General features: G+C 64.9%; 24 protein-coding genes. 7 read left to right on the forward strand and 17 right to left on the reverse strand.

All coding sequences use genetic code 11. From position 1 onward, the window contains the following. Positions 1-12: 12 nt before the first annotated feature. Positions 13-948 carry a dihydrodipicolinate synthase family protein gene (locus tag ACLGL5_RS04025; RefSeq protein ID WP_019861796.1) on the reverse strand — a complete coding sequence of 312 codons (936 nt, stop codon included), beginning with the start codon at positions 946-948 and terminating at the stop codon, positions 13-15. 69 nt (positions 949-1,017) lie between these two features. On the opposite strand from ACLGL5_RS04025, the gene ACLGL5_RS04030 reads away from it, so the two are divergent. Continuing rightward, entirely contained in the window at positions 1,018-1,710 is a 693-nt protein-coding gene (locus ACLGL5_RS04030; RefSeq protein WP_064981273.1) for a GntR family transcriptional regulator, read from the forward strand. Positions 1,711-1,718: 8 nt separating this feature from the next. Here the strand turns inward: ACLGL5_RS04030 and ACLGL5_RS04035 are convergent, their stop codons facing one another. Together ACLGL5_RS04035 and ACLGL5_RS04040 are read right to left on the reverse strand one after the other, a co-directional pair. Next, positions 1,719-1,991 carry a hypothetical protein gene (locus ACLGL5_RS04035; protein WP_083246899.1) on the reverse strand — a complete coding sequence of 91 codons (273 nt, stop codon included), beginning with the start codon at positions 1,989-1,991 and terminating at the stop codon, positions 1,719-1,721. A gap of 267 nt (positions 1,992-2,258) precedes the next feature. Next, positions 2,259-2,636, reverse strand: a complete 378-nt coding sequence (locus tag ACLGL5_RS04040; RefSeq protein ID WP_141700860.1) for a winged helix-turn-helix transcriptional regulator — start codon at positions 2,634-2,636, stop codon at positions 2,259-2,261. Between the two features lie 84 nt (positions 2,637-2,720). Here ACLGL5_RS04040 and ACLGL5_RS04045 point away from each other — a divergent pair, with 84 nt between their 5' ends. Together ACLGL5_RS04045 and ACLGL5_RS04050 are read left to right on the forward strand one after the other, a co-directional pair. Beyond that, entirely contained in the window at positions 2,721-3,050 is a 330-nt protein-coding gene (locus ACLGL5_RS04045; RefSeq protein WP_019861801.1) for a nuclear transport factor 2 family protein, read from the forward strand. Continuing rightward, positions 3,047-3,847, forward strand: a complete 801-nt coding sequence (locus ACLGL5_RS04050; RefSeq protein WP_069090373.1) for an SDR family oxidoreductase — start codon at positions 3,047-3,049, stop codon at positions 3,845-3,847. Before ACLGL5_RS04045 ends, ACLGL5_RS04050 begins: the two co-directional genes overlap by 4 nt. A 73-nt stretch (positions 3,848-3,920) precedes the next feature. Here ACLGL5_RS04050 and ACLGL5_RS04055 read toward each other — a convergent pair whose 3' ends face one another. Continuing rightward, a complete protein-coding gene (locus ACLGL5_RS04055) occupies positions 3,921-5,417 on the reverse strand; it encodes a CoA-acylating methylmalonate-semialdehyde dehydrogenase (RefSeq protein WP_019861803.1) in 1,497 nt (498 codons plus the stop codon). Positions 5,418-5,578: 161 nt separating this feature from the next. Between ACLGL5_RS04055 and ACLGL5_RS04060 the strand changes: the two genes are divergently transcribed. Further along, positions 5,579-6,460 carry a LysR family transcriptional regulator gene (locus tag ACLGL5_RS04060; RefSeq protein WP_019861804.1) on the forward strand — a complete coding sequence of 294 codons (882 nt, stop codon included), beginning with the start codon at positions 5,579-5,581 and terminating at the stop codon, positions 6,458-6,460. Positions 6,461-6,464: 4 nt separating this feature from the next. On the opposite strand, the gene ACLGL5_RS04065 is transcribed toward ACLGL5_RS04060, so the two are convergent. Continuing rightward, a complete protein-coding gene (locus ACLGL5_RS04065; RefSeq protein WP_494372872.1) occupies positions 6,465-7,124 on the reverse strand; it encodes a hypothetical protein in 660 nt (219 codons plus the stop codon). 109 nt (positions 7,125-7,233) lie between these two features. Here ACLGL5_RS04065 and ACLGL5_RS04070 point away from each other — a divergent pair, with 109 nt between their 5' ends. Both ACLGL5_RS04070 and ACLGL5_RS04075 read left to right on the forward strand, forming a co-directional pair. After that, positions 7,234-7,677 (forward strand): phospholipase A2 family protein, encoded by a 444-nt coding sequence (locus ACLGL5_RS04070; RefSeq protein WP_069090375.1) that lies wholly within the window; start codon positions 7,234-7,236, stop codon positions 7,675-7,677. After that, positions 7,674-9,827 carry a phospholipase D-like domain-containing protein gene (locus ACLGL5_RS04075; RefSeq protein WP_494372873.1) on the forward strand — a complete coding sequence of 718 codons (2,154 nt, stop codon included), beginning with the start codon at positions 7,674-7,676 and terminating at the stop codon, positions 9,825-9,827. Before ACLGL5_RS04070 ends, ACLGL5_RS04075 begins: the two co-directional genes overlap by 4 nt. 13 nt (positions 9,828-9,840) lie before the next feature. Here ACLGL5_RS04075 and ACLGL5_RS04080 read toward each other — a convergent pair whose 3' ends face one another. The 10 genes from ACLGL5_RS04080 to rsfS form a co-directional block, all read right to left on the reverse strand. Beyond that, entirely contained in the window at positions 9,841-11,097 is a 1,257-nt protein-coding gene (locus ACLGL5_RS04080) for a D-amino acid dehydrogenase (RefSeq protein ID WP_069090376.1), read from the reverse strand. A gap of 124 nt (positions 11,098-11,221) precedes the next feature. After that, entirely contained in the window at positions 11,222-11,764 is a 543-nt protein-coding gene (locus ACLGL5_RS04085) for a GreA/GreB family elongation factor (protein WP_069090377.1), read from the reverse strand. Positions 11,765-11,778: 14 nt separating this feature from the next. After that, positions 11,779-12,201 carry a nucleoside diphosphate kinase regulator gene (rnk, locus tag ACLGL5_RS04090; RefSeq protein ID WP_069090378.1) on the reverse strand — a complete coding sequence of 141 codons (423 nt, stop codon included), beginning with the start codon at positions 12,199-12,201 and terminating at the stop codon, positions 11,779-11,781. A 273-nt stretch (positions 12,202-12,474) separates the two neighbouring features. Further along, positions 12,475-13,620, reverse strand: coding sequence for an alanine racemase (gene alr / locus ACLGL5_RS04095; RefSeq protein WP_069093206.1), 1,146 nt, complete (start codon positions 13,618-13,620; stop codon positions 12,475-12,477). A gap of 65 nt (positions 13,621-13,685) precedes the next feature. Continuing rightward, a complete protein-coding gene (locus ACLGL5_RS04100) occupies positions 13,686-14,207 on the reverse strand; it encodes an RNA pyrophosphohydrolase (protein ID WP_019861812.1) in 522 nt (173 codons plus the stop codon). A gap of 30 nt (positions 14,208-14,237) precedes the next feature. Next, positions 14,238-15,419 (reverse strand): divergent polysaccharide deacetylase family protein, encoded by a 1,182-nt coding sequence (locus ACLGL5_RS04105; protein ID WP_069090379.1) that lies wholly within the window; start codon positions 15,417-15,419, stop codon positions 14,238-14,240. 192 nt (positions 15,420-15,611) lie between these two features. Then, the gene (locus ACLGL5_RS04110; RefSeq protein WP_038650335.1) at positions 15,612-16,943 is read right to left on the reverse strand and encodes a S41 family peptidase; all 1,332 of its coding nucleotides are present in this window, start codon (positions 16,941-16,943) and stop codon (positions 15,612-15,614) included. Position 16,944: 1 nt separating this feature from the next. Next, a complete protein-coding gene (locus ACLGL5_RS04115; RefSeq protein ID WP_069090380.1) occupies positions 16,945-18,315 on the reverse strand; it encodes a murein hydrolase activator EnvC family protein in 1,371 nt (456 codons plus the stop codon). A 204-nt stretch (positions 18,316-18,519) separates the two neighbouring features. Further along, positions 18,520-19,002: a 23S rRNA (pseudouridine(1915)-N(3))-methyltransferase RlmH gene (gene rlmH, locus ACLGL5_RS04120; protein ID WP_019861817.1), complete on the reverse strand. Its 483-nt coding sequence runs from the start codon at positions 19,000-19,002 to the stop codon at positions 18,520-18,522. Positions 19,003-19,086: 84 nt separating this feature from the next. Beyond that, the gene (rsfS, locus tag ACLGL5_RS04125) at positions 19,087-19,464 is read right to left on the reverse strand and encodes a ribosome silencing factor (protein WP_010912111.1); all 378 of its coding nucleotides are present in this window, start codon (positions 19,462-19,464) and stop codon (positions 19,087-19,089) included. Between the two features lie 241 nt (positions 19,465-19,705). On the opposite strand from rsfS, the gene ACLGL5_RS04130 reads away from it, so the two are divergent. Beyond that, positions 19,706-20,557 (forward strand): mechanosensitive ion channel family protein, encoded by an 852-nt coding sequence (locus tag ACLGL5_RS04130; RefSeq protein WP_069090381.1) that lies wholly within the window; start codon positions 19,706-19,708, stop codon positions 20,555-20,557. A gap of 55 nt (positions 20,558-20,612) precedes the next feature. Here the strand turns inward: ACLGL5_RS04130 and ACLGL5_RS04135 are convergent, their stop codons facing one another. Together ACLGL5_RS04135 and ACLGL5_RS04140 are read right to left on the reverse strand one after the other, a co-directional pair. Beyond that, a complete protein-coding gene (locus ACLGL5_RS04135) occupies positions 20,613-21,905 on the reverse strand; it encodes an MFS transporter (protein WP_069090382.1) in 1,293 nt (430 codons plus the stop codon). A gap of 99 nt (positions 21,906-22,004) precedes the next feature. Beyond that, positions 22,005-22,592, reverse strand: a complete 588-nt coding sequence (locus tag ACLGL5_RS04140) for a nicotinate-nucleotide adenylyltransferase (RefSeq protein WP_019861821.1) — start codon at positions 22,590-22,592, stop codon at positions 22,005-22,007. Between the last annotated feature and the right edge of the window lie 210 nt (positions 22,593-22,802).

The following is a 22,802-nucleotide window of genomic DNA, read 5'->3' on the forward strand; positions in this document are numbered from 1 at the left end:
CGGTGCTGTCCCTTATTCGGCTGCCACCAGTCTGTCCGCCGATAGAGGAGACGTCTGGAGCGACGGCAGCTTCGGCCGCACCGCCAGCGCATCCCGTATGATCTTCTCGACTGCCTTGCGGCGCTCGCCCGACAGCGGCTGGCGCGGCATGCGCACGCGGTCATTGGTATCGATTGCCAGCACTTCGGCAAGCTTGATGTTCTGTACCAGATAGGTCGAGACGTCGAGGTCGAGCAGCGGCCGGAACCAGCGGTAGATGGCGAGCGCCTCCTCGCGGCGGCCCTGCTTCATCAGTTGGAAGATGGCGACGGTCTCGCGCGGGAAGGCGGTGACCAGGCCGGCTACCCAGCCGATGGCGCCGATGGACAGCGCCTCGAAGGCGAGATTGTCGACACCGGTGAACAGATCGTAGCGGTCGCCAAGCCGGTTGATGATCTCGGTCGAGCGCCTGATATCGTCGGAGGATTCCTTGATGGCGACGAAGCGCTTGTCCGACGCCAACTCCTCCATCTGGTCGACGGTGACGTCGACGCGATAGGCGAGCCGGTTGGAGTAGATCATGACCGGCAGGTCGCCGGCCTCGGCGACCGCGCGCAGCGCCGCGACGGTCTCTTCCGCATTGGTGTGGTAGATCGGGCTCGGCACCACCATCAGGCCATCGGCACCTTCGCTCGCGGCGCGCCTGGCAATAGCGGCGGCCTCCCGGGTGCCCGCCTCATTGACGGTCAGCAGCACCGGCTTCTTGCCGGCGACTTTCTGCGCGGTCTTCAGCACCTCGATCTTCTCGTCAGGCGACAGCATCGGCCCTTCGCCGAGCGAGCCGCAGACGATGATGCCGTCGCAACCGGCCTCCATCTGCAGGCCGAAGCAGCGCTCCATTTCGGCATGGTCGAGCCGGTCGTCGGCGGTGAATTTGGTCGTGACGGCGGGGAAAACTCCGGTCCACATAATCGTGTCTCCATCTGATATATCAGCCGTATATCTGTTAAGAAACTCACTGTCAATGCGGAATCCGTTATGATATATCCAAAATATATCAGGAGATCGCCTTTGATATCCATGGAAGCAACCATGACGTCCGAGCCGGCGGCGGCCAGGGCCTACCGCGTGCTCGAGCACATGATCGTCACGCTGGAACTGGCGCCGTCGAGCTTTGTCACCGAAGGAGCGCTTATCGAGAAGCTGGACCTCGGCCGCACGCCGGTGCGCGAGGCGATCCAGCGGCTGGCCTGGGAAGGGCTGCTGGATGTCAGGCCACGCGCCGGCATCGCGATCGCGCCGCTGCATCCCGGCGACTGGCTGCGCGTGCTCGACGCCCGACGCGGCGTCGAGGTGGTGCTGGCCCGCTCGGCCGCCCGCTTCGTCACCCGCGAGGCCGCCGACCTGTTTCACGAGGCGGCGCTGGCCATGCAGAAGGCGGTCATCTCGGGCAATGTGCTTGCCTTCATCCAGGCCGACAAGGCGCTGGACGAGGCGCTGGCGATGGCCGCTGACAACCGCTTCGCCGCGCGGCTGGCCGCGCCGCTGCAGACCCACAGCCGCCGCTTCTGGTTCCGCTACAAGGCGGATACGGGCCTGGCCGAGTCAGCCGAGCATCATGTCGCGCTGATCCGCTCGATCCTCGACGGCGACGAGGAGGCAGCCGCCAAGGATGCCAAGCGGCTGATGGCTCTGCTGCGTGGCCATGCCGAGGTCGCCGCGACGCGCTGATCGGGCGATCAGATCCCTTGCGCGGCGGCGATGGCGGTACTCTCCCATCCCTCACCGGTCGCGAAGATACAGCTTCGGCCCTGCACGTCGGTCACCAGCATGGACCAGGTCCCGCTTGCCGAAACATAGATCTCGACAATGGCGGATTGTCCGACCACACCGTAACCGAGCTGCTTTTGTTGAAAGGCCTGCGCCAGTCCAGCGACGAGGTCACTGTGGCCGCCGCAGATGAATTGCGCCTGCGCCGAAAGCGCCGACAGCGCCAGCGCGGCGCCGATCACGGCTATCCTGATCCATCGAAACGAAAAACTGTGTGCCATCTGGCACCTCCTTCGCCTTGGCGTTCCGGCAAAGGGAGGCACATGGGGCAGCCTCAACGCACCGGGACGCTCCAGGCCGGGTTCGACGTCTTCATCACGTCACTCCTTCTGGTTTCCGGTCTGTCGTCAGGGAACCTTATCATTCCCTGGAATCGATATGGTGAGGCCCCGATCTGAAAACAAGCATCGCTTCGGAGCTTGCGGCGCGTTGCAGAGCAACGATCGGCGTCAGACTTCCGTCGGTTCGCGAAGTGCCGCCCATTTCAGCAAGGCGTCGAGGGCCGGGCACAGCGCCTGGCCCCAATCGGTCAGGCAGTACTCGACCTTCGGCGGCACCTGGTGGTGGACGATACGGCGAACGATGCCGTCGGCCTCCATCTGCCGCAGCTGTTGGATCAGCATCTTCTGCGAGATCGCCGGGATCGCCCGTTCGAGGTCGGAGAAGCGCAGCACCTTGCCGCCGAACAGGTGAAACAGGATCACCAGCTTCCAGCGGCCCTCGAGGATGCGCAGCACATTCTCGACGCCGCTCGCCGCCGACAACGGCGTCAACGTCTCGGGCTTACTCTCAGGTAAGTACCTTACTTTTTCGTCGGTTCTTGTCATTTCACCAGTATATCTCATTTTAGAAGCCGGACAAGCGCCGCCGGCCTCGATGGGCGGCGGCAACCCCGCACCGGAGACGACACCATGACCGCAAACCTTCCGCAGCCGCTGGCCGACTATTTTGCCGCCAAGAACCGGCACGACATCGACGCCATGCTCGTGCCTTTCTCGTCAGACGCCACGGTCAAGGACGAAGGCGAACCCCATCGAGGCTCAGTCGCCATCCGCGGCTGGATGGAGGCAACGACACGCAAATACCGGGTGTCCGTCGAGGTCGCCGACGTGACGGTCAACGGCGATAAATGGCGGATCGCCGGCATCGTGTCTGGAAATTTCCCCGGCAGCCCCGCGACACTCCACTACGTCTTCACACTGGCCGATGACCGGATCGCGCGGCTGGAGATCGGCGCATGACCTTCGTCCAGAAATTTGCGGTCGACGATCGGGAATTTGCCGGCAAGCGCGTTCTGGTCACCGGGGGCACAAAGGGTGCCGGCGAGGCCATCGTGCGTAGGCTTTCGGCGGCGGGAGCGATGGTTGCAACCACCGCTCGCTCGGCGACGGAAGCATGCCAGCCGAAGCTGTTCATGCGGGCCGACATCAGCACTCTGGCAGGCGTCGAAAAGGTCGCCGCGGGTGTCATGGAGCAGCTTGGTGGTGTCGACATCATCGTTCACAACGTCGGCGGTTCGAAGAGCCCAGGAGGAGGATTTGCCGGACTGTCGGAGCAGGCCTGGCAAGATGAACTGGACCTCAACCTGCTGGCGGCGGTGCGGCTCGATCGCCTGCTTGTCCCGCATATGATCGAGCAAGGTTCAGGCGTGATCGTTCACATGTCGTCGATCCAGCGCCGCCTGCCGCTGCACGAATCCACCATCGCCTATGCGGCGGCCAAGGCAGCCCTTTCAACCTACAGCAAGGCGCTGTCCAAGGAACTCGGCCCCAAAGGCATCCGCGTCAACACCGTGGCGCCGGGCTGGATCCACACCACTGCTTCGGAAGCCATGGTGAAGCGGCTGGCATCCCACACGGGCTCGGATGAGGCAACCGCCCGCCAGGGCATCATGGATGCGCTGGGCGGCATCCCGATCGGCCGGCCGGCATGGCCGCAAGAGGTTGCGGAACTCGTGGCATTCCTTGTCTCGGACCGCGCCTCGGCGATCCACGGCGCCGAATACGTCATCGACGGTGGCACCATACCGACGGTCTGACGGAGGCAAGCGGCCGACAAAAAAGAAAGAGGCGGGATGAGCCGCCTCTTTCTTGTTTTGGAACGTTTCCCAATCAGTTCATCGTCGGGATGACGAACTCGGCGCCATCCTTGATGCCGGATGGCCAGCGCGACGTCACCGTCTTGGTCTTGGTGTAGAAGCGGAAGGCGTCCGGGCCGTGCTGGTTGAGGTCGCCGAAGGACGACGCCTTCCAGCCGCCGAACGTGTAATAGGCGATCGGCACCGGGATCGGCACGTTGACGCCGACCATGCCGACTTGGACACGGCTTGCGAAATCACGCGCGGCGTCGCCGTCGCGGGTGAAGATGGCGACGCCATTGCCCATTTCATGGTCGTTGGCGAGCTTGATCGCGCTCTCATAGGTCGGTGCACGTACCACCGAGAGCACCGGCCCGAAAATTTCTTCCTTGTAGATGCGCATGTCCGCCGTGACATTGTCGAACAGGCAGCCGCCCATATAGTAGCCGTTCTCATAGCCCTGCATCGTGAAGCCGCGGCCATCGACGACCAGCTTGGCGCCTTCCTTGACGCCGGTATCGACGTAACCCTTCACCCGCTCCAGCGCCTGCGCCGTCACCAGCGGGCCGAAATCGGCGGCCGAATCCGTCGACGGTCCGACCTTCAGGCTCTCGACGCGCGGGATCAGCTTTTCCATCAGCCGGTTGGCCGTGTCGTTGCCGACCGGCACAGCCACCGAGATCGCCATGCAGCGCTCGCCGGCGGAGCCGTAGCCGGCGCCGATCAGCGCGTCGACGGTCTGGTCCATATCGGCGTCAGGCATGATGATCATGTGGTTCTTGGCGCCGCCGAAGCACTGCACGCGCTTGCCCGCCGCGGTGCCGCGCGAATAGATGTAGTGGGCGATCGGCGTTGAGCCGACAAAGCCGACGGCCTTGATGTCGGGATCGTCGAGGATGGCGTCGACGACTTCCTTGTCGCCGTTGACGACGTTGAGGATGCCAGCCGGCAGGCCGGCCTCGAGGAACAGTTCGGCGATGCGGATCGGCACGCCCGGATCACGCTCCGACGGCTTCAGGATGAAGGCGTTGCCGCAGGCGATCGCCGGGGCGATCTTCCACAGCGGGATCATCGCCGGGAAGTTGAACGGGGTGATGCCGGCGACGACGCCGAGCGGCTGGCGCATCGAATAGACGTCGATGCCGGGGCCGGCGCCATCGGTGAACTCGCCCTTCATCATGTGCGGCGCACCGATGCAGACTTCGACCACTTCGAGGCCGCGCTGGATGTCGCCCTTGGCGTCGGCGATGGTCTTGCCGTGCTCGCGCGCCAGTATGTCGGCCAGTTCGTCATAGTCGCGGGCGACCAGTTCGAGGAATTTCATCAAGACGCGAACGCGGCGCTGCGGGTTGGTGGCGGCCCATTTCGGCTGCGCCGCCTTGGCATTCTCGACCGCCGCGCGCAGTTCCGCCTGCGAGGCCAGCGCCACCGTGCCGCGCACGGAGCCGTCCATCGGCTGCATGACGTCCTGCTTGCGGCCGCTGGTGCCGGCGACACGCTTGCCGCCGATGAAATGACCGTATTCGATCATGATATCTCTCCCTTGTTTGTGATGGACGCATTGTCCGCCTTTGCGATGGCGAAGGCAACGCGAGGAAGAACGCAACCGTTGTGCAGCAAATAGATAACGATTGACGGGCGCGCATCAATTCTCGCAAATGGAGGACCGCAAGATATCTCCTGGGGATTCCCATGAACTGGGATGACGTCCGCATCTTCCTCGCCGTGGCACGCGCCGGCCAGATCCTGGGCGCAGCCAAGCGGCTGGAGCTCAACCACGCCACCGTCTCGCGCCGCATCGCCGCGCTCGAAGACGCATTGCGCACAAAGCTCTTTCGCCGTCTGACCACCGGCAGCGAACTGACGCCGGCCGGCGAGCGCTTCCTCGACATTGCCGAGCGCATGGAGGGTGACATGATCGCCGCGCGCTCGACCATATCAGGCGAAGGCGACGATATCTCCGGCACCGTGCGCATCGGCGCGCCGGACGGGTTCGGCGTCGCCTTCCTGGCCAGGCGCCTCGGCGAACTGACCGCACTGCATCGCGAGCTGACGATCCAGCTCGTGCCGGTGCCGCGCTCCTTCTCGCTGTCCCGTCGCGAAGCCGACATCGCCATCACCGTCGAGCGGCCGACCGAGGGCCGGCTGGTAGCGGGTAAGCTGGTCGACTATTCGCTGGGCCTGTTTGCCTCGCGCGCCTATGCCGAGGCCAATGGCCTGCCAAAAACCGCGGCCGAACTCGGCCGACACACCCTCATCGGCTATGTGCCGGATCTCATCGTCAGCCCTTCGCTCGACTACGCGGCCGAATTCAGCGCGGACTGGCGCACCAGCTTCGCCATCTCCTCGGCACTCGGCCAGGCCGAAGCGGTGCGCTCGGGCGCCGGCATCGGCATCCTGCACACCTTCGTCGCGCGCTCGATGCCGGAGCTGGTGGCCGTCGATGTGGTGGCGCCCATCCGCCGTGCCTACTGGCTGGTCTATCATGAATCGGTGAGGCCGCTGCGCCGCATCCAGATCGTCGCCGGCTTCATCACCAAGGCGGTGGAGCGGGAAAGAAGTCTCTTCCTGTAAGCGCTCAGGGCCCATCGAGAACGAACGAACTCGCCACCCGTTCGGCCTCGTCGGCCAGTGGCGCCCACTTCTGCTTCATTTGCTCGAGGCTGTCGCCCGTGAGCCCGCAAGTCACCAGACCGAAGTGGGTGCCGCGCAGCGAAAGCACGACCTTGGCGTGACCGGGGAAGCTGGCGCTGCCGTCGCCGACCTGGAAATCCATATCGGCCATTCGTGCCGGATAGCCGTCGGGAAAGCGGATCAACTTTTCGTTGCTGAAGGCGGCCGAGGTAAAGGCGGCTCCCACCATCTCTTGCCAGGCCTGCGGCGACCAGCCCGCTTCGAGAAATGCCTTGGGGTCGGCGGGTGAACCGGACGCCTGCGGATCATAGTGACCGACCGATATCCGGCAGGTCAGGCCCTGATCGCCGGATTTTATCTTCAGCCGCATCGTCTTGCCGGAAGGCGCCTCGTTGCTCCACCCTTCCGGAAAGGTCAGGGAAAATCCGTTGTCCTTGTCGTGAACGGTCTTGTCGGCGGCATTGGCCGCCGAGATGCAGGACAGAAATACGACAGCTGTAACCGCAAAGCCGATACGCATCACTGGTGCTCGCGAAATGCCAGACGGGGTCGATGCGCCCGGCAGGTTGTATCGCTGCGGTAATAACACGGTCTGGTGATACACGCCGCCTTTTGCTTGCCACAAAACCGGCCAGTGTGGCATCAGGCATGCGGGCGCCGGCCATTGGCAGGGCCGCCGGTGGGGAATCGTTCAGAAAGCTGGCGCGGAAGAAATGCGAGCCGTTCTTGCCATCCTGCCGCTGATTTTCGTTTCGGCCTGCGCCAACCCGTGGACAAAAGTGCCGGAAGCCGAATTGCCCAAGCCGATCCGTTACGCCATGGCGCGCCCCTCGCCTTTCGTCTTAGGCAATTATTGCGGCCCCGGCACCCGCACCGGCGATATGTCGGCCCGGCCGGTCGACCGCCTCGACGCGGCGTGCCAGACCCACGATGCCTGCTACATCGCGCGCCACAATCATTGCGATTGCGACGGCGCGCTCGTCGCCTCCGCCCGGGCGATCCGTGATGACAAGACGGCGCCACGCAAGATGCGCGGCGAGGCGGAATTGCTGATCGCTACCTTCGCCATCCCCGTCTGCAAGGTGTTTCCCCAAGGCTTCATGCCGCCGCGCGACCCGGCTCAGTTGAGCGCCATGAAGGCCGGAGCCACCGGGTGAATCGCCACGCATTTATCATCCTTGCCCTGTTCGGGCTGACCGCCCTTGCCGGTTGTGCCGGCACAGGCCGCGATGCCTGCGATCTCCTGCCGGGACAGGCGGCCTGCGCGCGGCCGTCTCTGTCGGCCAGCACGCCTGGGCCGCAGGTCGCCGCGTCGCAGTTTTTTGGCGATGCCGGCGCCAGCGACTACGAAAGACGCTTCCTGGCGCTGCTCGCCCACAATCAGCTCGGCGCCATGGATCGCGCCAACGGTACCGGCCCGTTCGGGCGCAACCGCCGCGATGTGCAGAACAGCGGCTTCCGGGCGACCTATTCGACGCTGCAGCAACTGGCCGAACCACTCGCCAGGACGCATCTGCCGTCGGCAAATGGCGGTAGCGGCGTGGGCCATTTCGACGGACGCTGGCGGGTGTCGCGGCAGACGCTCTACATCGATGCGGCGGCACGGCCCTCGTCACCCAAGAGTTTCGATTTCTCCGGCCTGCAGGCGCGAAGCACCGAGATCGTCGTGCGCCAGGCCGGAGAGCAGCCGGTCGAGATCGAGGCCACCTGCGACGGCGCGTTGGCGATCCGCGCCGCCGGAGCCTCGCGCACCATCGCCGCCGGCGCGGCATTTCGTTTTCGCCTGTCCGGCGAGGACGACACGGTCAGCCTGTTTCCCAGCGACAGCCTGAACCGCTGCACGGCAAGGATCCGCTCCAGCCTTGTCCCGACCGGGGCGCCGCTCGCCATCCGGCGCGAAGAGACCGCGGATCCGGCTCTCGCCAGCTTCGACAGCCGCTACGAGCGCTGCCCGGTCCCCGAAAGCGCCGGCCTCGACGCGCTCGAGCGCGCCTTCTATGCCAGCCGCTGGCTGTCGCAGACCTGCGCCCTACCCGTCGGCGAGCCCAGGCTGCTGCGCAAGTCGCGCGACGGCTTCAACGCCAAGGTCGAGGCGCTGATGGGCGCACCGCTGTCCGATGCGGCGATAGACAAAGGCGACCCGGAGCTGCCTCTCGATTTCTCCAGGGCGCCACGGCTGAAGCTGATCTATCTGTCGTCGCTGGAATTCAAGGCGGACTTCTCCGGCTGCATCATCGAGCGGCTGATCCGCCATCATGCCGCCCTTGGCACCAAGGTGCGCATACTGGTCACCGACGTGCTGGAGCGCGAAAAGGACGACGCCATGCTGCACCGGCTGGCGGCCGAATTCCCCAATGTCGAATTGCAGGAATACCGCTGGCGCGCCGATCATGGCGCGCCGATCGACGAGCAGATTTCACAGCTGCACAAGACCCATCATATCAAGATGCTGGCGACGCTGGCTGTGGACCCTGCGCGCTCGCGCGTCATCATCGGCGGCCGCAACATCCATGACGGCTTCCTGTTCCATAGTCCGATCGACCTGTCGCGCTATCCGGACCTGCAGCAATACGGCAAGACCGACGGCTTTTCGCTGAACTACTATTCGAACTGGAGCGACTTCGACATCGAGTTCGCCGACCGGGCGACGGTCGAGACGCTCGCCGCGCATCTATCGACGATATGGTTGCGCGACGCCGACACCAATCTGGCGCGCCCCTTCTCCATCCCGGTCCATGGAAATGGCCGCCCCCAGGGCAATGCCCGGCATTTCATCTCCGTGCCCTATGAGGACGACCATGCGCTGGAGGACTATTTCGTCGAGCTGGTCGATGCCGCCCGGCAGCATATCCAGATCGTCAATCCCTACCTCAATCTGACGCCGAGCCTCGCCCATGCTTTTGACCGGGCGCTCGCCCGCGGCGTCAAGATCGACATTGTCGGCCGCATCGATCTCAAGGGCGATATTGGCGGCAAGTTCCTCACCGCGCTCAACAAGCTGTTCGTCGAGAAATATGGCGACCGCATCAACATCCGCGAGTTCAAGGCGCCCGACGTGGTGCTGCATTCCAAGATCATGATGATCGACGAAAGGCTGGTCGCCATCTCCTCGGTCAACCTCAACAACCGCAGCTTCTTCCACGATTCAGAGAACGGCATGATGGTGCTCGATCCCGCCTTCTACGTCAGGATGAAGCCGATCTATGACGACTATCTCGCCCATTCGAATCCGGTTTCCAGCAACGTGACGATCCCGTGGATCTATCGGCTGCTGTTCGACGAAGCCTGGGTCAAGCAGGCGTTCTGATCTCCCGCGCCGCCTATTTCAGATAGCGCTCCTGCGCCAGGGCACGGGCATCGATGTCAGGCACCTTGTTCGACATGATGTCGGCCAGCACCTTGGCCGAGCCGCAGGCCATGGTCCAGCCGAGCGTGCCATGGCCGGTATTGAGGAAGAGATTGGAAAGCTCGGTACGGCCGATCAGCGGCGGCCCATCCGGCGTCATCGGCCGCAGGCCGCACCAGAAGGTCGCCTCGCGCATGGCGCCGGAGCCCGGAAAGAGATCGCCGACCGAATGTTCGAGCGTGCGCCGCCGCGATTCGTGCAACCTGAGGTCAAAGCCTGAAATCTCGGCCGTGCCGCCGACGCGGATGCGGTCGCCCAGCCGGGTGATCGCCACCTTGTAGGTTTCGTCCATCACGGTCGACACCGGCGCCAGGGAGGCATCCTTGATCGGCACGGTGATCGAATAGCCCTTGACCGGATAGACAGGGATCGACCGCTTCATCCGGCGCATGAAGCCGGCCGAGTAGCTGCCCAGCGCCATCACATAGGCTTCGGAGGCCTTGAACCCCTTGCTGGTGCTGAGATTGGCAATGCGGTTGCGGCTGCGCAGGACGCGCCAGATCGTCGTGTCGTATTCGAACTTGACGCCCCGCGCCACGCAGAGCTCGGCCAGTTTCTCCGTGAACATCCTGCAGTCGCCGGTCTCGTCATGCGGCAGCCTCAGCCCGCCGACGAATTTCTCGCGCACGCCGGCCAGCGCCGGCTCCGCCGCGATGCAGCCGTCCTGGTCGAGGATCTCGTAGGGCACGCCATATTTCTTCAGCACATCGACATCGCCACCGGTGCCGTCGAGCTGCTTTTGCGTGCGAAACAGCTGCAGCGTGCCCCGGCTGCGCTCGTCATAGGTGATGCCGGTCGCCTCGCGCAGCGCCTTCAGCGTGTCGCGGCTGTATTCGGCCAGCGGCACCATGCGCGACTTGTTGATGGCATAGCGCTCCGCGGTGCAGTTGCGCAGCATCTTGACCAGCCAGGTCCACATATGCGGATCGAAGGCCGGCCGCACCACCAGCGGGCCATGCTTCATCAACAGCCATTTGATCGCCTTGAGCGGAATGCCGGGGCCGGCCCAGGGCGAGGCATAGCCGGGCGAAATCTCGCCGGCATTGGCGAAACTGGTTTCCAGCGCCGGGCCTTTCTGGCGGTCGAGCACCGTCACCTCGTGGCCGGCCTCGGCAAGATAATAGGCCGTGGTCACCCCGATGACGCCGCCGCCCAGCACCATGATCTGCATCGTTCACTCCTTGCCGCGCCGCGCGTCCTCAGGACGCCCGTGGACGCGACCGCATTTCTCGATTTGCGCATGATCCCAAATGAAAATCGATGCCGATTTTCGAGAACCATGCGCTGTTGCCCATTCACGCCGCCGAGGGACCGGGGTCGTCGTCTTCTGTCTGCCGCATTCCGGGCGTCTCGCCAAGAGGCCGCCAATCGTCTGCGGCGCTGTAGACGAGAGTGAGCCCGTGCGGTCGCCGCCCGTCGGCCCGGTCCCTCTGGCTGACCGCGCGCCGGGCAGCCTCCGGCTGGTAGAGCACGGCCTTGATCAGGATCGACTCCCGCCGGCCGTCGGCGTGCTCGATCGAAGCCGCTTGGCCCTGCGCCATGCCAAGCATGCACAGCCCACGCCTGGTTGCCACCGACAGGCTGGAGCCCACCGGCCCGCGCCCCTCGTTCTGCACCAGGGTACGCGTCTCGGCGTGACCGGCATCGACGCTGAACACCACCCTGCTGTTCAGCGTGACGATATCGGGGCCGACCGAATCGATCGGCACGATATCGGCGCTTGAAAGCTTGTGTTCGAGCATGCGCACGATCGGATCCGCGAATGCCCGCCGGCGCTCCAGCATGACTTCGAGGACGGCGCGGTCCTTCGTCGTCAGGCAGCAATTCGTGTTCTTCATCACCGCCTCCACGATCAGCGCCGCTGGGCGCCGGAGTCCGGCGTGTCGACGGCTTCGACGGTCACCGACAGCTCACGGCCGCCCCGACTGCTCCAGCACACCGCCTGCCCGGCCGCCGCCCCGATGAGCGCCGTTCCCATCGGCGTCAGCACCGAGATCCTGTTTTCGGCAATGTCGGCGTCGCCGGGATAGACCAGCATGATGCGCTGGGTCTCCCCGCCTTCGCCGCGGACCGTCACGATCGAACCCATACGCACCACGTCGGCCGGCATCGCCGCCGCGTCCGTGACGACGGCGCGGTCCATCTCGAAGAGCAGTTCCTCGGCCGTCTCGGGGGCACGGTCGAGCAAGGCTCTCGCCAGGCCGGTCAACCTGTCATGGTCGGTGTCGCTGATCACAATCCGACTCGATGGACGCGGTCCTGTTGCATGTTGCATGGCACACCTCTTGGATCGGCGCATCGAATGGATGCGCGCTTGCCGCCGCACTGATGGCGGCGTGATGAAAGCCGGCAGCCACGAAGGGCTGTACGGCTTGATGGCGGTTTGGATGTATGGATGCCCCGATACGGACGGACGCCAGAAGGCGGCCGCGCCGGGGCTACGATCCCGCGATCGGGCAGACCCTGAACAAGGTTCTGGTGTAAGCGAGGTTGCTCATGCCCCGAACCTTGCCGACAGGCGCCCGCTTGTCAAGCGCGGCCAAACCGCTCAACCGCCGACATAGTGGCGGTGAAAGCGCGGGCCGAGACTGGCCAGGATTTCATAACCGATGGTGCCGGCATGGCCGGCGGCATCGTCGACGCTCTGCGAGGGACCGAGCAGCTCGACCACATCGCCCTCGCGCAGCCTGCCGGGCGGCAGGGCCGATATGTCGAGAATGATCGAATCCATCGACACACGCCCGAGGAAAGGCAGGCGCACGCCCCCGAACCAGGCCGCCGAAGCGGAGCGGCGCAGCAAGCCATCCGCATAGCCGAACGAAATCGTCGCCAGGCTCAGCGGAGCGTCCGCGTGATAGCTGTGGCCATAGCCGATGCCGGCGCCCTTTTCGACGCGGCGCGTCTGCGCCACCTTGGCCTGCAGCCGCACCACGGGCAGCATCGGATTCGGCTCGCCTGGCGTCGGGTTGATGCCGTAGAGCGCGGCACCAGGCCGAGCGAGATCGTGATGGTAGGACGGCCCGAGGAAGATGCCGGAGGAATTGGCGAGCGAGGCAGGCGCCTCGGGCAGCACGGCGCGCAGCCGTTCAAAGGCCAGCCGCTGCTGCTCGTTGGCCGGATGGTGAGGCTCGTCGGCGCAGGCCAGATGGCTCATCACATATTTGGCATCGATGCCGTCGAACGCACTGCTATCCCCAGCCAGCGCCTCGACTTCGGCCGGCGCCATGCCGAGCCGCGACATGCCGCTGTCGACTTGGATGGCAGCCGGCAGCCGGCGACCGGCAGCCTGCGCCGCCGCGCGCCAGGCCTTCAACTGCGCGCCACTGTTGATGACCGCGCAAAGCCCAGCCGCCATCGCTTCCGGCTCGGAGCCAGGCGGCAGCCCGTTCAGCACATAGATATCCGGCCCGGTTCCGATCGCCTTGCGCAGCGCAATGCCTTCGGCCAGCAGAGCGACAAAGAAGATGTCGCAGCCTTCCCGGGTCAGTGCCGCCGCCACCTGGGCGGCGCCAAGCCCGTAGCCATTGGCCTTGACCACGCCCGCGCAGGCCACGCCGCCCAGCCGCGCCTTCAGCCGCCGGTAGTTTTCACGGATCGCGCCGAGATCGATCGTCAGGATCGCGCCGGCCGCCGCCTCGCTGACCGGCCACCCGGTGACGGTTTTCGCAGCGGACCGGTTGACGGCGTCGTTCATGGCGACCCTCATTGCATCGGCCATCAATACGACCCTCGCACCAACGCGGCAACCTCGACGCGCGATTACCGCGCCAGATGGCTGAACGCCGCCACCACCTCTTCATAGACCTTGCGCTTGAACGGCACGATCAGGTCGGGCAGATCCTGCATCGGCCGCCACGACCATTTGTCGAATTCGGCGGTGTGGCCGCCGGGCGGCGGATTGATGTGGATTTCGCTGCTCTCGCCATGGAAGCGGAAGGCGAACCATTTCTGCGTCTGGCCGCGATACCGGCCCTTGAAGGCAATGCCGACGAGATGATCCGGCAGGTCGTAATTGATCCAGTCCGGCGCCTCGGCGAGCAGCGAGACGCTGCGCATGCCGGTCTCCTCATAAAGCTCACGCTCGGCCGCCTGCAGCGGTTCCTCACCCTTGTCGATGCCGCCTTGCGGCATCTGCCACAGCTGCGTCGTGCCGGCGAATTCGCTGTCGGGCTCGGCAATGCGATGCCCGACCCAGACCAGGCCTTCGCCATTGAGGATCATCAGCCCGACACAGGGACGATAGGGCAGCGTTTCGCGGTCGACTATTTTCGTCTTCGGCATCAGTCAGTCTCTCCAGCCATCTTGCGATGGCTAACCCTTTTGCGGATCGATCGCCACCGCTGAAATCGGCACGATCTCGATGCCGCGCTTCCTGGCCTCGGCAATCCAGGACGACACGGTGTCGACCGTGAGATCGAAGGCCGAGCCGATGCCGACGGCAGTGCCCTTGGCCCGCGCTGTGGCTTCGAGACTGTCGAGTTTCTTCAGGATTGCGCCGCGATCCTGCACGGCGTCGATCGCCGTATCGCCGGCTACGAAGGGCACGCCGTCCTTCAGCGCCAGGTCGGGCGCCAGGCTGCGCGCCGACGAACCGTCGTCTATATAGGCCAGACCCCGTTTGCCGAGTTCGGCCATGAACGGCCCCATTGCCGCCGCGTCGGCGGAGAAACGCGCGCCCATATAGTTCATGACGCCGGTGTAGTTCGTCGTCCGCGACAGCGCCCAGTGCAAACTCTTGAGGTTCTCCTCGGCGCTCGCCGCCACCGTCAGCGTGTTGCGGCCGGGGTTGACGTTGGGATAGTCGAACGGTTCGAGCGGCACCTGCATGACGATCTCGTGGCCACCCTGCCGGGCGGCTTGCATCCAGCGGCCGATGCTGTTGCCTTGCGGCGCGAAGGCCAGTGTCACTTCCGCCGGCAGCTTGGCGATCGCAGCCTGGGTGCCGGTCTGCGAGACGGCCAGCCCGCCGATGACGATCGCCACCCGCGCCCCGCGCGCGCCGGACCACGGCCGTGCATAGACATCGAAAGGCCGCCTTCCATCGGCGGAGCGTATCGGCAGCGGTCCGGTGTCGCTGGCTTCGATCAGCGCCTTGTCGGGAAGATGCGCGATCTTCAGGTTCTGCCCAATGCTCGATGGATCACGGATGACGATGGCGGCTTGCGGAGGGCCATCGCCCTCCTCCTTCTGCACATGGATGATCTGAGGACCACCGGTTTTGGACGGCGTTTCAACCTTTGGCGCCGCCACCGGGGCCAGAGCGGATGGCGCGGCGGCCGGCTCGGCCGCAGCCGTCACTTTCGGCGTCGAAACGGCGACCTCTTGCGGCTTTCGAAACGGCTTTTCCCGGAGCGCGATCGCGGCCGAGCCGCCGACCAGCGCCAGCACGACAACGGTCGACGCAACCACGCCAGTGCTGAACTTGCGGGCAGCGCGCGGCGCCCGGAGCGTCTGTCCAAGCGGGCGTTCGATGTCCTTGCCGATATCAGCCAAGCCCTGTCCCCGGGGCGCATGGTTGCGAAGGCGACCCCTTCGACGACATGCGCGAATTCATCAACCCTGGCGCCCCCTGGCGCCGCATCCGGAGGCCTGGTCTTGCCTCCCCGAATCAAACTGCCGGAACCTTTCGGTCCCGGCAGCATCGCATTGCTTCGTTCAGGCGGCCAGACCCGGCCGACCAAACCGTTACTGGTTGAGCACGGCCTTTTCCGGATTGGGCGGGAAGGCCGGATCGGTCTTCTCGCCGCGCAGCAGCTTCTCGGCAAAGATCAGCTGCAGATCGTCCTTGGGATCCGGCGGCACATAGGCTGCCGAGCCCGAGCCGGTCGCGCTCTCGTCGGCGCCCTTGATGTGGCCCTTGAGATCGGATTCGCCGCGCGTCAGGTCCCTGCCCTGCAGTTCCGGCGGCAGCGGCTGGTCGACCTTGATGTCGGGCGTGATGCCCTTGCCCTGGATCGACTTGCCCGATGGCGTGTAGTAGAGCGCCGTCGTCAGCCGCAGCGCGCCATTCTCGCCGAGCGGAATGATGGTCTGCACCGAACCCTTGCCGAAGGACTGCGTGCCCACCACCGTGACGCGGCGCAGATCCTGCAGCGCGCCGGCGACGATTTCGGACGCGCTGGCCGAGCCGCCATTGACGAGCACGATCATCGGCTTGCCGTTGATGTCGTCGGTCTGCTTCGGCTTGGCGTCGAAGCGGGTGACGTCCTTCGGATCACGGCCACGCGTCGAGACGATCTCGCCGCGCTTCAGGAAGGCGTCGGACACGCTCACCGCCTGGTCGAGCAGGCCACCCGGATTGAGGCGCAGGTCGAGCACATAGCCCTTGAGCTTGTCGTCCGGCACCTGCTTCTTGATGGTGTCGATGGCGTTCTCGAGGTCGTCATAGGTCTTTTCGGTGAAGGAGGTGATCTTCATGTAGCCGATGTCGTTCTCGACCCGGAACTTGACCGCCTTGACCTTGATGATGTCGCGCACCACCGTCAGCTCGATCGGCTTGTCGGCGCCCTGGCGCAGGATGGTGAGCTTGATCGGCGTGTTGACCAGGCCACGCATCTTTTCGACCGCGTCGTTGAGCGTCAGGCCACGAACCTCTTCGCCGTCGATCTTGGCGATGTAGTCGCCGGCCAGCACGCCAGCCTTGGCGGCGGGCGTATCGTCGATAGGCGTGATCACCTTGACCAGGTCGTTCTCCATGGTGACCTCGATGCCGAGGCCGCCGAACTCGCCCTTGGTCTGCACGCGCATATCCTGCGCCTGTTCGGCATTCATGTAGGAGGAGTGCGGATCGAGAGAGGAAAGCATGCCGTTGATGGCGTTCTCGACCAGCGACTTGTCGTCGGGCGGCGTGACATATTGCGCCCGCACCCGCTCGAAGATGTCGCCGAAGATCGCCAGCTGCTTGTAGGTCTCCGATCCCGCAGCGTTCGCCGACGAGCCAGGAGCACCATAGACGAGGCTCATGGCGGATGCGCCCATCAGCGCACCGGCAAACAGAAGCGACAGTTTCCGCATCATTTCACGTCCTTCCAGAATAACGGTCCGCCCACCATGGGGTCGGATCGACGGGTTTTCCATCCTTGCGGAACTCGACGTAGAGTTCCGGCGTGGCATTTCCATTCTTCGAAACCGAGGTGCTTGCCACCCGGGCCTCTCCCATCGCACCGACCGGCTCTCCTGCGAGCACTGACTGGCCAGTCACGACGCTGATTCTGCTCATCCCCGCCAGAACGACATGATAACCGTCGCCAGCATTGAGGATCAAGAGTTGACCATAGGAGCGAAACGGCCCCGCATAAAGCACATTCCCATCCGCCGGAGCGGTGACGATGGCTCCCGATTGTGTCGCAAGCATGTCGCCAAGCATCACCGCGCCATTACCGTCGTCCGCGCCAAACCGGCGCTTGATGCGGCCGGTGACCGGCAGCGCGATCTGCCCCTGCAGCGCCGAAAAGGGGGCCGTCGCGGTGAGCCGGTTGCCTTCGGGAACCGGCAGCGACGCCAGCGATGCCGTTTTGTCGCCGCCATCGTTTCCATCACTGTTCGGAACGTCACCCGGCTGGCCCGCGGCGGCTGCCTTTGCGGCATCGGCGGCCTTGCGGGCCTTGTCGGCCTGCGCTTCGAGCGAGGCGATCAGGTCCTTCAGGCTGGAGGCCTTGGCCGCCAGCTGCTCGGAACGCTGCTGTTCGGCCGCCATTTGCGCCTGCGTATCGGCCTCGAGCTTCTGCTTGGCTTCCAGCAGCATGCCGAGCCGCTTCTTTTCCGCCACCTGCTCGCCGACCGCTTCCGTCAACCGCGCCCGCTCGGCCTCGATCGAGGCCGTTACCCGGGTCTGCTCCTTGAGGTCGGCCAGCAGGCTGTCGGTCTGCTGGCGCAACTCCGGCACCACGGCGCCGAGCAGGATGGCGCTGCGCACCGACGACAGCGCGTCCTCCGGCTTGACCAGGATCGCCGGCGGCGGGTTGAGCCCCATGCGCTGCAGCGCGCCCAGCACCTCGGCCAGCACGTCGCGCCGCGCCATGAGCGAGGCACGGATTTTCTGTTGCCGGTCTTTCAGCCCTTCCAGCTTGGCGCCGATGTCCTCGATGTCCTGACCAAGCTTCTGCTCGGTCATCGCCGACTGGATCAGCGCGGCGGTGATCGAGGCATGGTCCTTCTTGACCGCGGCGATATCGGCGGCGAGCTTGGCAAGCCGTTCCGACGACAGCGTTATTTCCTTGGAAACCTGCTCGTACTCGGCGCGGCTCTGGTCCGGATCGGGCGCCGTGTCGAGCGTGTTTTCAGCCCGCGCGCCATGGAACGACAAAAAGAGCGCCGCCACCGCGATGCCGCAGCGCGCGCGCCAGGAGCCCCCTGTCGGGCCCGTTGTCGATTTCCAGCCCTCAGACATTCGCGATCTATACTATCCGCGGCTTCGTTAACGAACCATCAACCATGTTTGACCAGCCCGTCCCCGAATGAATGTTGCCCAAAGTGGTCCCCATTTTGGGCAACGACATGCATCAAACCACAGATTCTGAATCTAGCTCGGCATTGGGGCGGAAATCCGGGCAATGGGCAACGAATCACCGCTGGCGCCAACTGTGCGGCAGGCTCATGCGCGATGATAGGGGTGGCCGGAAAGGATCGTCGCCACCCTGTAGAGCTGCTCCCCCAGCATCACCCGCACCAGTTGATGCGGCCAGGTCAGCGCACCGAACGACAGCACCAGATCCGCCTGGTCGCGCAGCGGCGGATCGTGGCCGTCGGCGCCGCCTATGGCCAGCACCAGCGCCTTGCGCCCACCGTCGCGCAACTGCCCGATGCGATTGGCTAAATCCTGCGAGGAAAGGCTCTTGCCGCGCTCATCGAGCACGATCAGCGCCGTGCCCGGCTGCAGCTGCGCCTGCAGTCGGGAGCCTTCGTCGCGCTGGCGCTCGACAGCGCTCTGCGACCGGCCCTCTGTGATCTCGGTTATCCCGGCGAATTCAAGCCCGACCGCCGGCCCGCTCTTGGCGAAGCGCTCGAAATAGCGGTCGGCCAACTCCCGCTCGGGGCCGGCTTTCATTCGGCCCACGGCATGAACTGAAATCTTCATCCTCGCCTCTATAAGCCGCTAATGCACGTCACCCAAAGTGGGAAGCGGTTCTGGGACAATGACATGCATCAAAACAAAGGCGGCTTAGTGGAGGGTCTCTTCCTCGAGATCCGGCGCCTGCCACATCTTTTCGAGATTGTAGAATTCGCGGACTTCGGGGCGGAAGACATGGACGATGATGTCGCCCGAATCGATCAGGACCCAGTCGGCGCCGGACAGCCCCTCGACGCGCGCCGTGCCGAGGCCGGCATCCTTGAGCGCCTTGAGGAGATGGTCGGCGACAGCCGAGACATGACGGTGCGATCGGCCCGACGCGACGACCATGTAGTCGCCGAGGCTCGATTTCCCCTGAATGTCGATTGAGACGATGTTTTCGGCCTTGGAGTCTTCCAGACTGGCAAGGACTGTGTTGATGGCGCGGGACACGGCGTCGTTTACGCTGATCCCGGCCGGCGAAGGCACGATGTCGGCCTTCTTCCGCAGTGCTGTTCTCAGTGTATTTCCTTTCGCAGCAAGAACAACCAAATCACCCCCAAAAGCAGGTGACACCACTTAGATAGGCAGAGTTCCCTGACAGTTTCAAGACGCAGCCCCAAGTCACGCGAACTCGCCGGTTGCCCGCTTGTTCCAAAGGGAGGCAAAAAAATCGGAACCCAGGCGTCTGGCATGGGTTATCGGCTGACCGACCAACCGGAATCCCGCCATGCCGATCGACCCGCAAAACACCCTTCTTACCGTCCAGGCCGGCCTGGCGCAGCTCAGCACGCTGATCGTTTCCTATTCCTTCTCGGCCATCGGCGCCATCATCCTGCTGGTGGTCGGCTACATCGTCGCCGGCCTCGCCGAGCGCTCGATCTTTGCCGGCCTCGGCCATATCCACGGTTTCGACGCGACGCTGCGGCATTTCTTTTCCAAGATCGTCCGCTACGCCATCCTGATCCTGGTCGTCATCATGGTGCTCGGCCAGTTCGGCGTGCAGACCGCCTCGATCATCGCCGCGATCGGCGCCATCGGCCTTGCCATCGGCCTGGCGCTGCAAGGCACGCTGCAGAACATAGCCGCTGGCATCATGCTTCTGGCGCTGCGGCCGTTCCGCATCGGCGAATCCGTCGAGGTCGGCGCCATTTCAGGTTCGATCGAGGAGATCGGCCTGTTCGCCACCAGGCTCAGGACCGCCGACGGCGTCTACATACTGGCGCCCAATTCGACGCTGTGGAACCAGCCGGTGCGCAACTTTTCGCGCAATGGGGTGCGCCGCAGCGACATCAGCTTGAGCATCGGTTCGTGGAACGACATCGACGGCGCCCAGAAGACATTGCTTACCCTTGCCGGCGCCGACAAGCGCATCCGTCGTGAACCGGCGCCGATCGCCTTCGTGGCCAGCCTCGGCGATACGACCGTTTCGCTTACCTTGCGCTATTGGACTTCGGCGGCCGACTACTTCTCCACGAATATCGACATGACGAAGCGTGCAAAGCAGGCTTTCGACAGCGAGGGCATCTCCATCCCATTGCCGCCACCGGAAGCGCCGGCACAAGAGACCCGTAAGCAGTAAGCAGTCGGGAGGCGTCCAGAGCACCTTTCCTACGGCCGTGCGAAGGAAAACCGGTTCAGTCCTTGGTCCGGCCTACCGTCTCGTCCGGCGCATAAGCGAGTTCGACCGGCAGCGGCGCCTGCGCCGTCATTGGTGCGAAGCTGCCGGTCTCGGTGGCGGCCTGTGTGGTGAACACGCGCAACAGCACGAACAGGCAGAAGGCGCAGGCGATGACAACAGCCACATAGATGAAGGCCTGCGTGCCGAAGGCGGCCGACAGCGCCGTCACGATGCCCGGCACCACGAACCCGGCCAGCGACCAGGCAAACAGGAGCGAGCTGGACAGCGCCACCATGTCGTCCTTGCCGGCGCGGTCGGCGGCATGCGCGCTGGACAGCGAATAGATCGATTCCGAGGCGCCGTCCCACAAGACATAGATCACCAGCAGCGCCGGCAGCGCGCCGCCGTCGAAACCGAGCGCGAACATGCCGGCCACCGCGGCCAGCGCGGATGCCCCGATCAGCACGTAGCGGCGATCGGTGCGGTCGGATATCCAGCCGAAGGGAAGCTGCAGGATCAGCGTGCCGAGCGGCATCACCGAAAGCAGCAATGCCACATCGGCCTGGCTATAGCCCTTGGCCGTGGCATGGATCGGCGCGAAACCGGAAATCGACATGGACAGGCCACCGACCGCCAGCATGCCGGCAACGCCGACCGGTGAAATCCGCCAGGCCCGGCCCAGCGCCACCGAGGCGGCCTGCGGCGCCGGCGGCTGCGCCAGCCGCGTCATGCCAACGGGCAGGATCGACAAGGCGGTGAAGGCAATGCCGATCAAGGGCGCGTCCGCGGTTTTGATGTCGACCAGCGCCAGCGTCGCATAGCCGACGCCGAGCCCGGCGACATAGGCGACGTAGAAAAAGGCCATCACCCGGCCGCGTATGGCGTTGGCCACGGCATCGTTCAGCCAGCTCTGCGCGACGATGAAAAGGCCGCATATGGCAAAGCCGTAGAGGGCGCGCGCGCCGATCCACAGCACGGGGTGCGGACCGGCACCGATGGCCGCGTTGGAAAGCGCGATCAGCGCCGACAGCACCATGAAGGCGCGGGCATGGCCGACCCTGCGCACCAGCGGTCCGGTCAGGATGCAGCCGGCAAGACCGCCGGCCGACAGGCCGGTGACGATCAGCCCGGCCCAGGTCGGATCGAAGCCCTCGACGCCGAGCCGCACCGGGATGTAGGCAAACATCAGCCCGTTGCCGATGGCGATCAGCGCCATCGACACGATGACACTGGCGATCGCGATCAGCGGCGTCGGCGCACTGCCATGCACCGGATCGATTTTGGTATTGTGCTTCACGGGAGTGGCCATGTTCAGACAAGATCGCCTATGCGGCAGCGAAAAGCCCCTGCAAAAACGACATCGGCGGTCTTCCCTTCTCCCCTGGGAGAAAGGAAGACCGTGCAGGTCCTACCCCTTCGCCATCTTGCGGATCGCGCTCGACGACAGCGACGAGCGCGGGCCGTGGATGAAGGTCCAGGCCGGCGCCTTCATGCGGGCGAGCAGCGGCGCGTCGCCTTCATCGATGCGGGCATAGTCGAAGGTCTTGGCGACGACCGACGACAGGAACGACAGCGTCGCGCCCGGCCGGTCGATGACCGCGATGGGGAACGTCAGCACGATCTCGCGCCAGCGCTGCCAGCGATGGAAATCGCGCAGACTGTCCGCGCCCATGATCCAGACGAAGTCGACACCCGGGTTGCGCGCCTTGACCAGCGCCAGCGTGTCGGCGGTATAGCGCACATGATGCGCCGCCTCGAAGGCGGTGACCTTGATCTTCGGGTTCTTGGCGATCTGCTCCGACAGTTGCAGCCGCTCGGCCAGCGGCGCCAATTCGCGCGTGCTCTTCAGAGGATTGCCCGGCGTCACCATCCACCAAAGCTGGTCGAGCGCCAGGCGCCTCAGCGCGATCTCGGCGACCAGGGCATGGCCGGCATGCGGCGGATTGAACGAGCCGCCGAACAGGCCGACGGCGAGACCTTTTTCGGCATGCGGCATCTTCAGGTAGGCGGAGGGGGCAGCCTGGGGGGAAGAGGATGGCATCGCGCTAGGCACCCCCCTCTGGCCTGCCGGCCATCTCCCCCGCAAGGGGGGAGATTAGCAGTTCGACTGCAGGAGCAAATCCTGCAACGCAGATGATTGGCGAAACCGGAAATTCCAGCCGATCTCCCCCCTTGCGGGGGAGATGTCCGGTAGGACAGAGGGGGG

The organism is Mesorhizobium sp. U510, assembly GCF_059180695.1.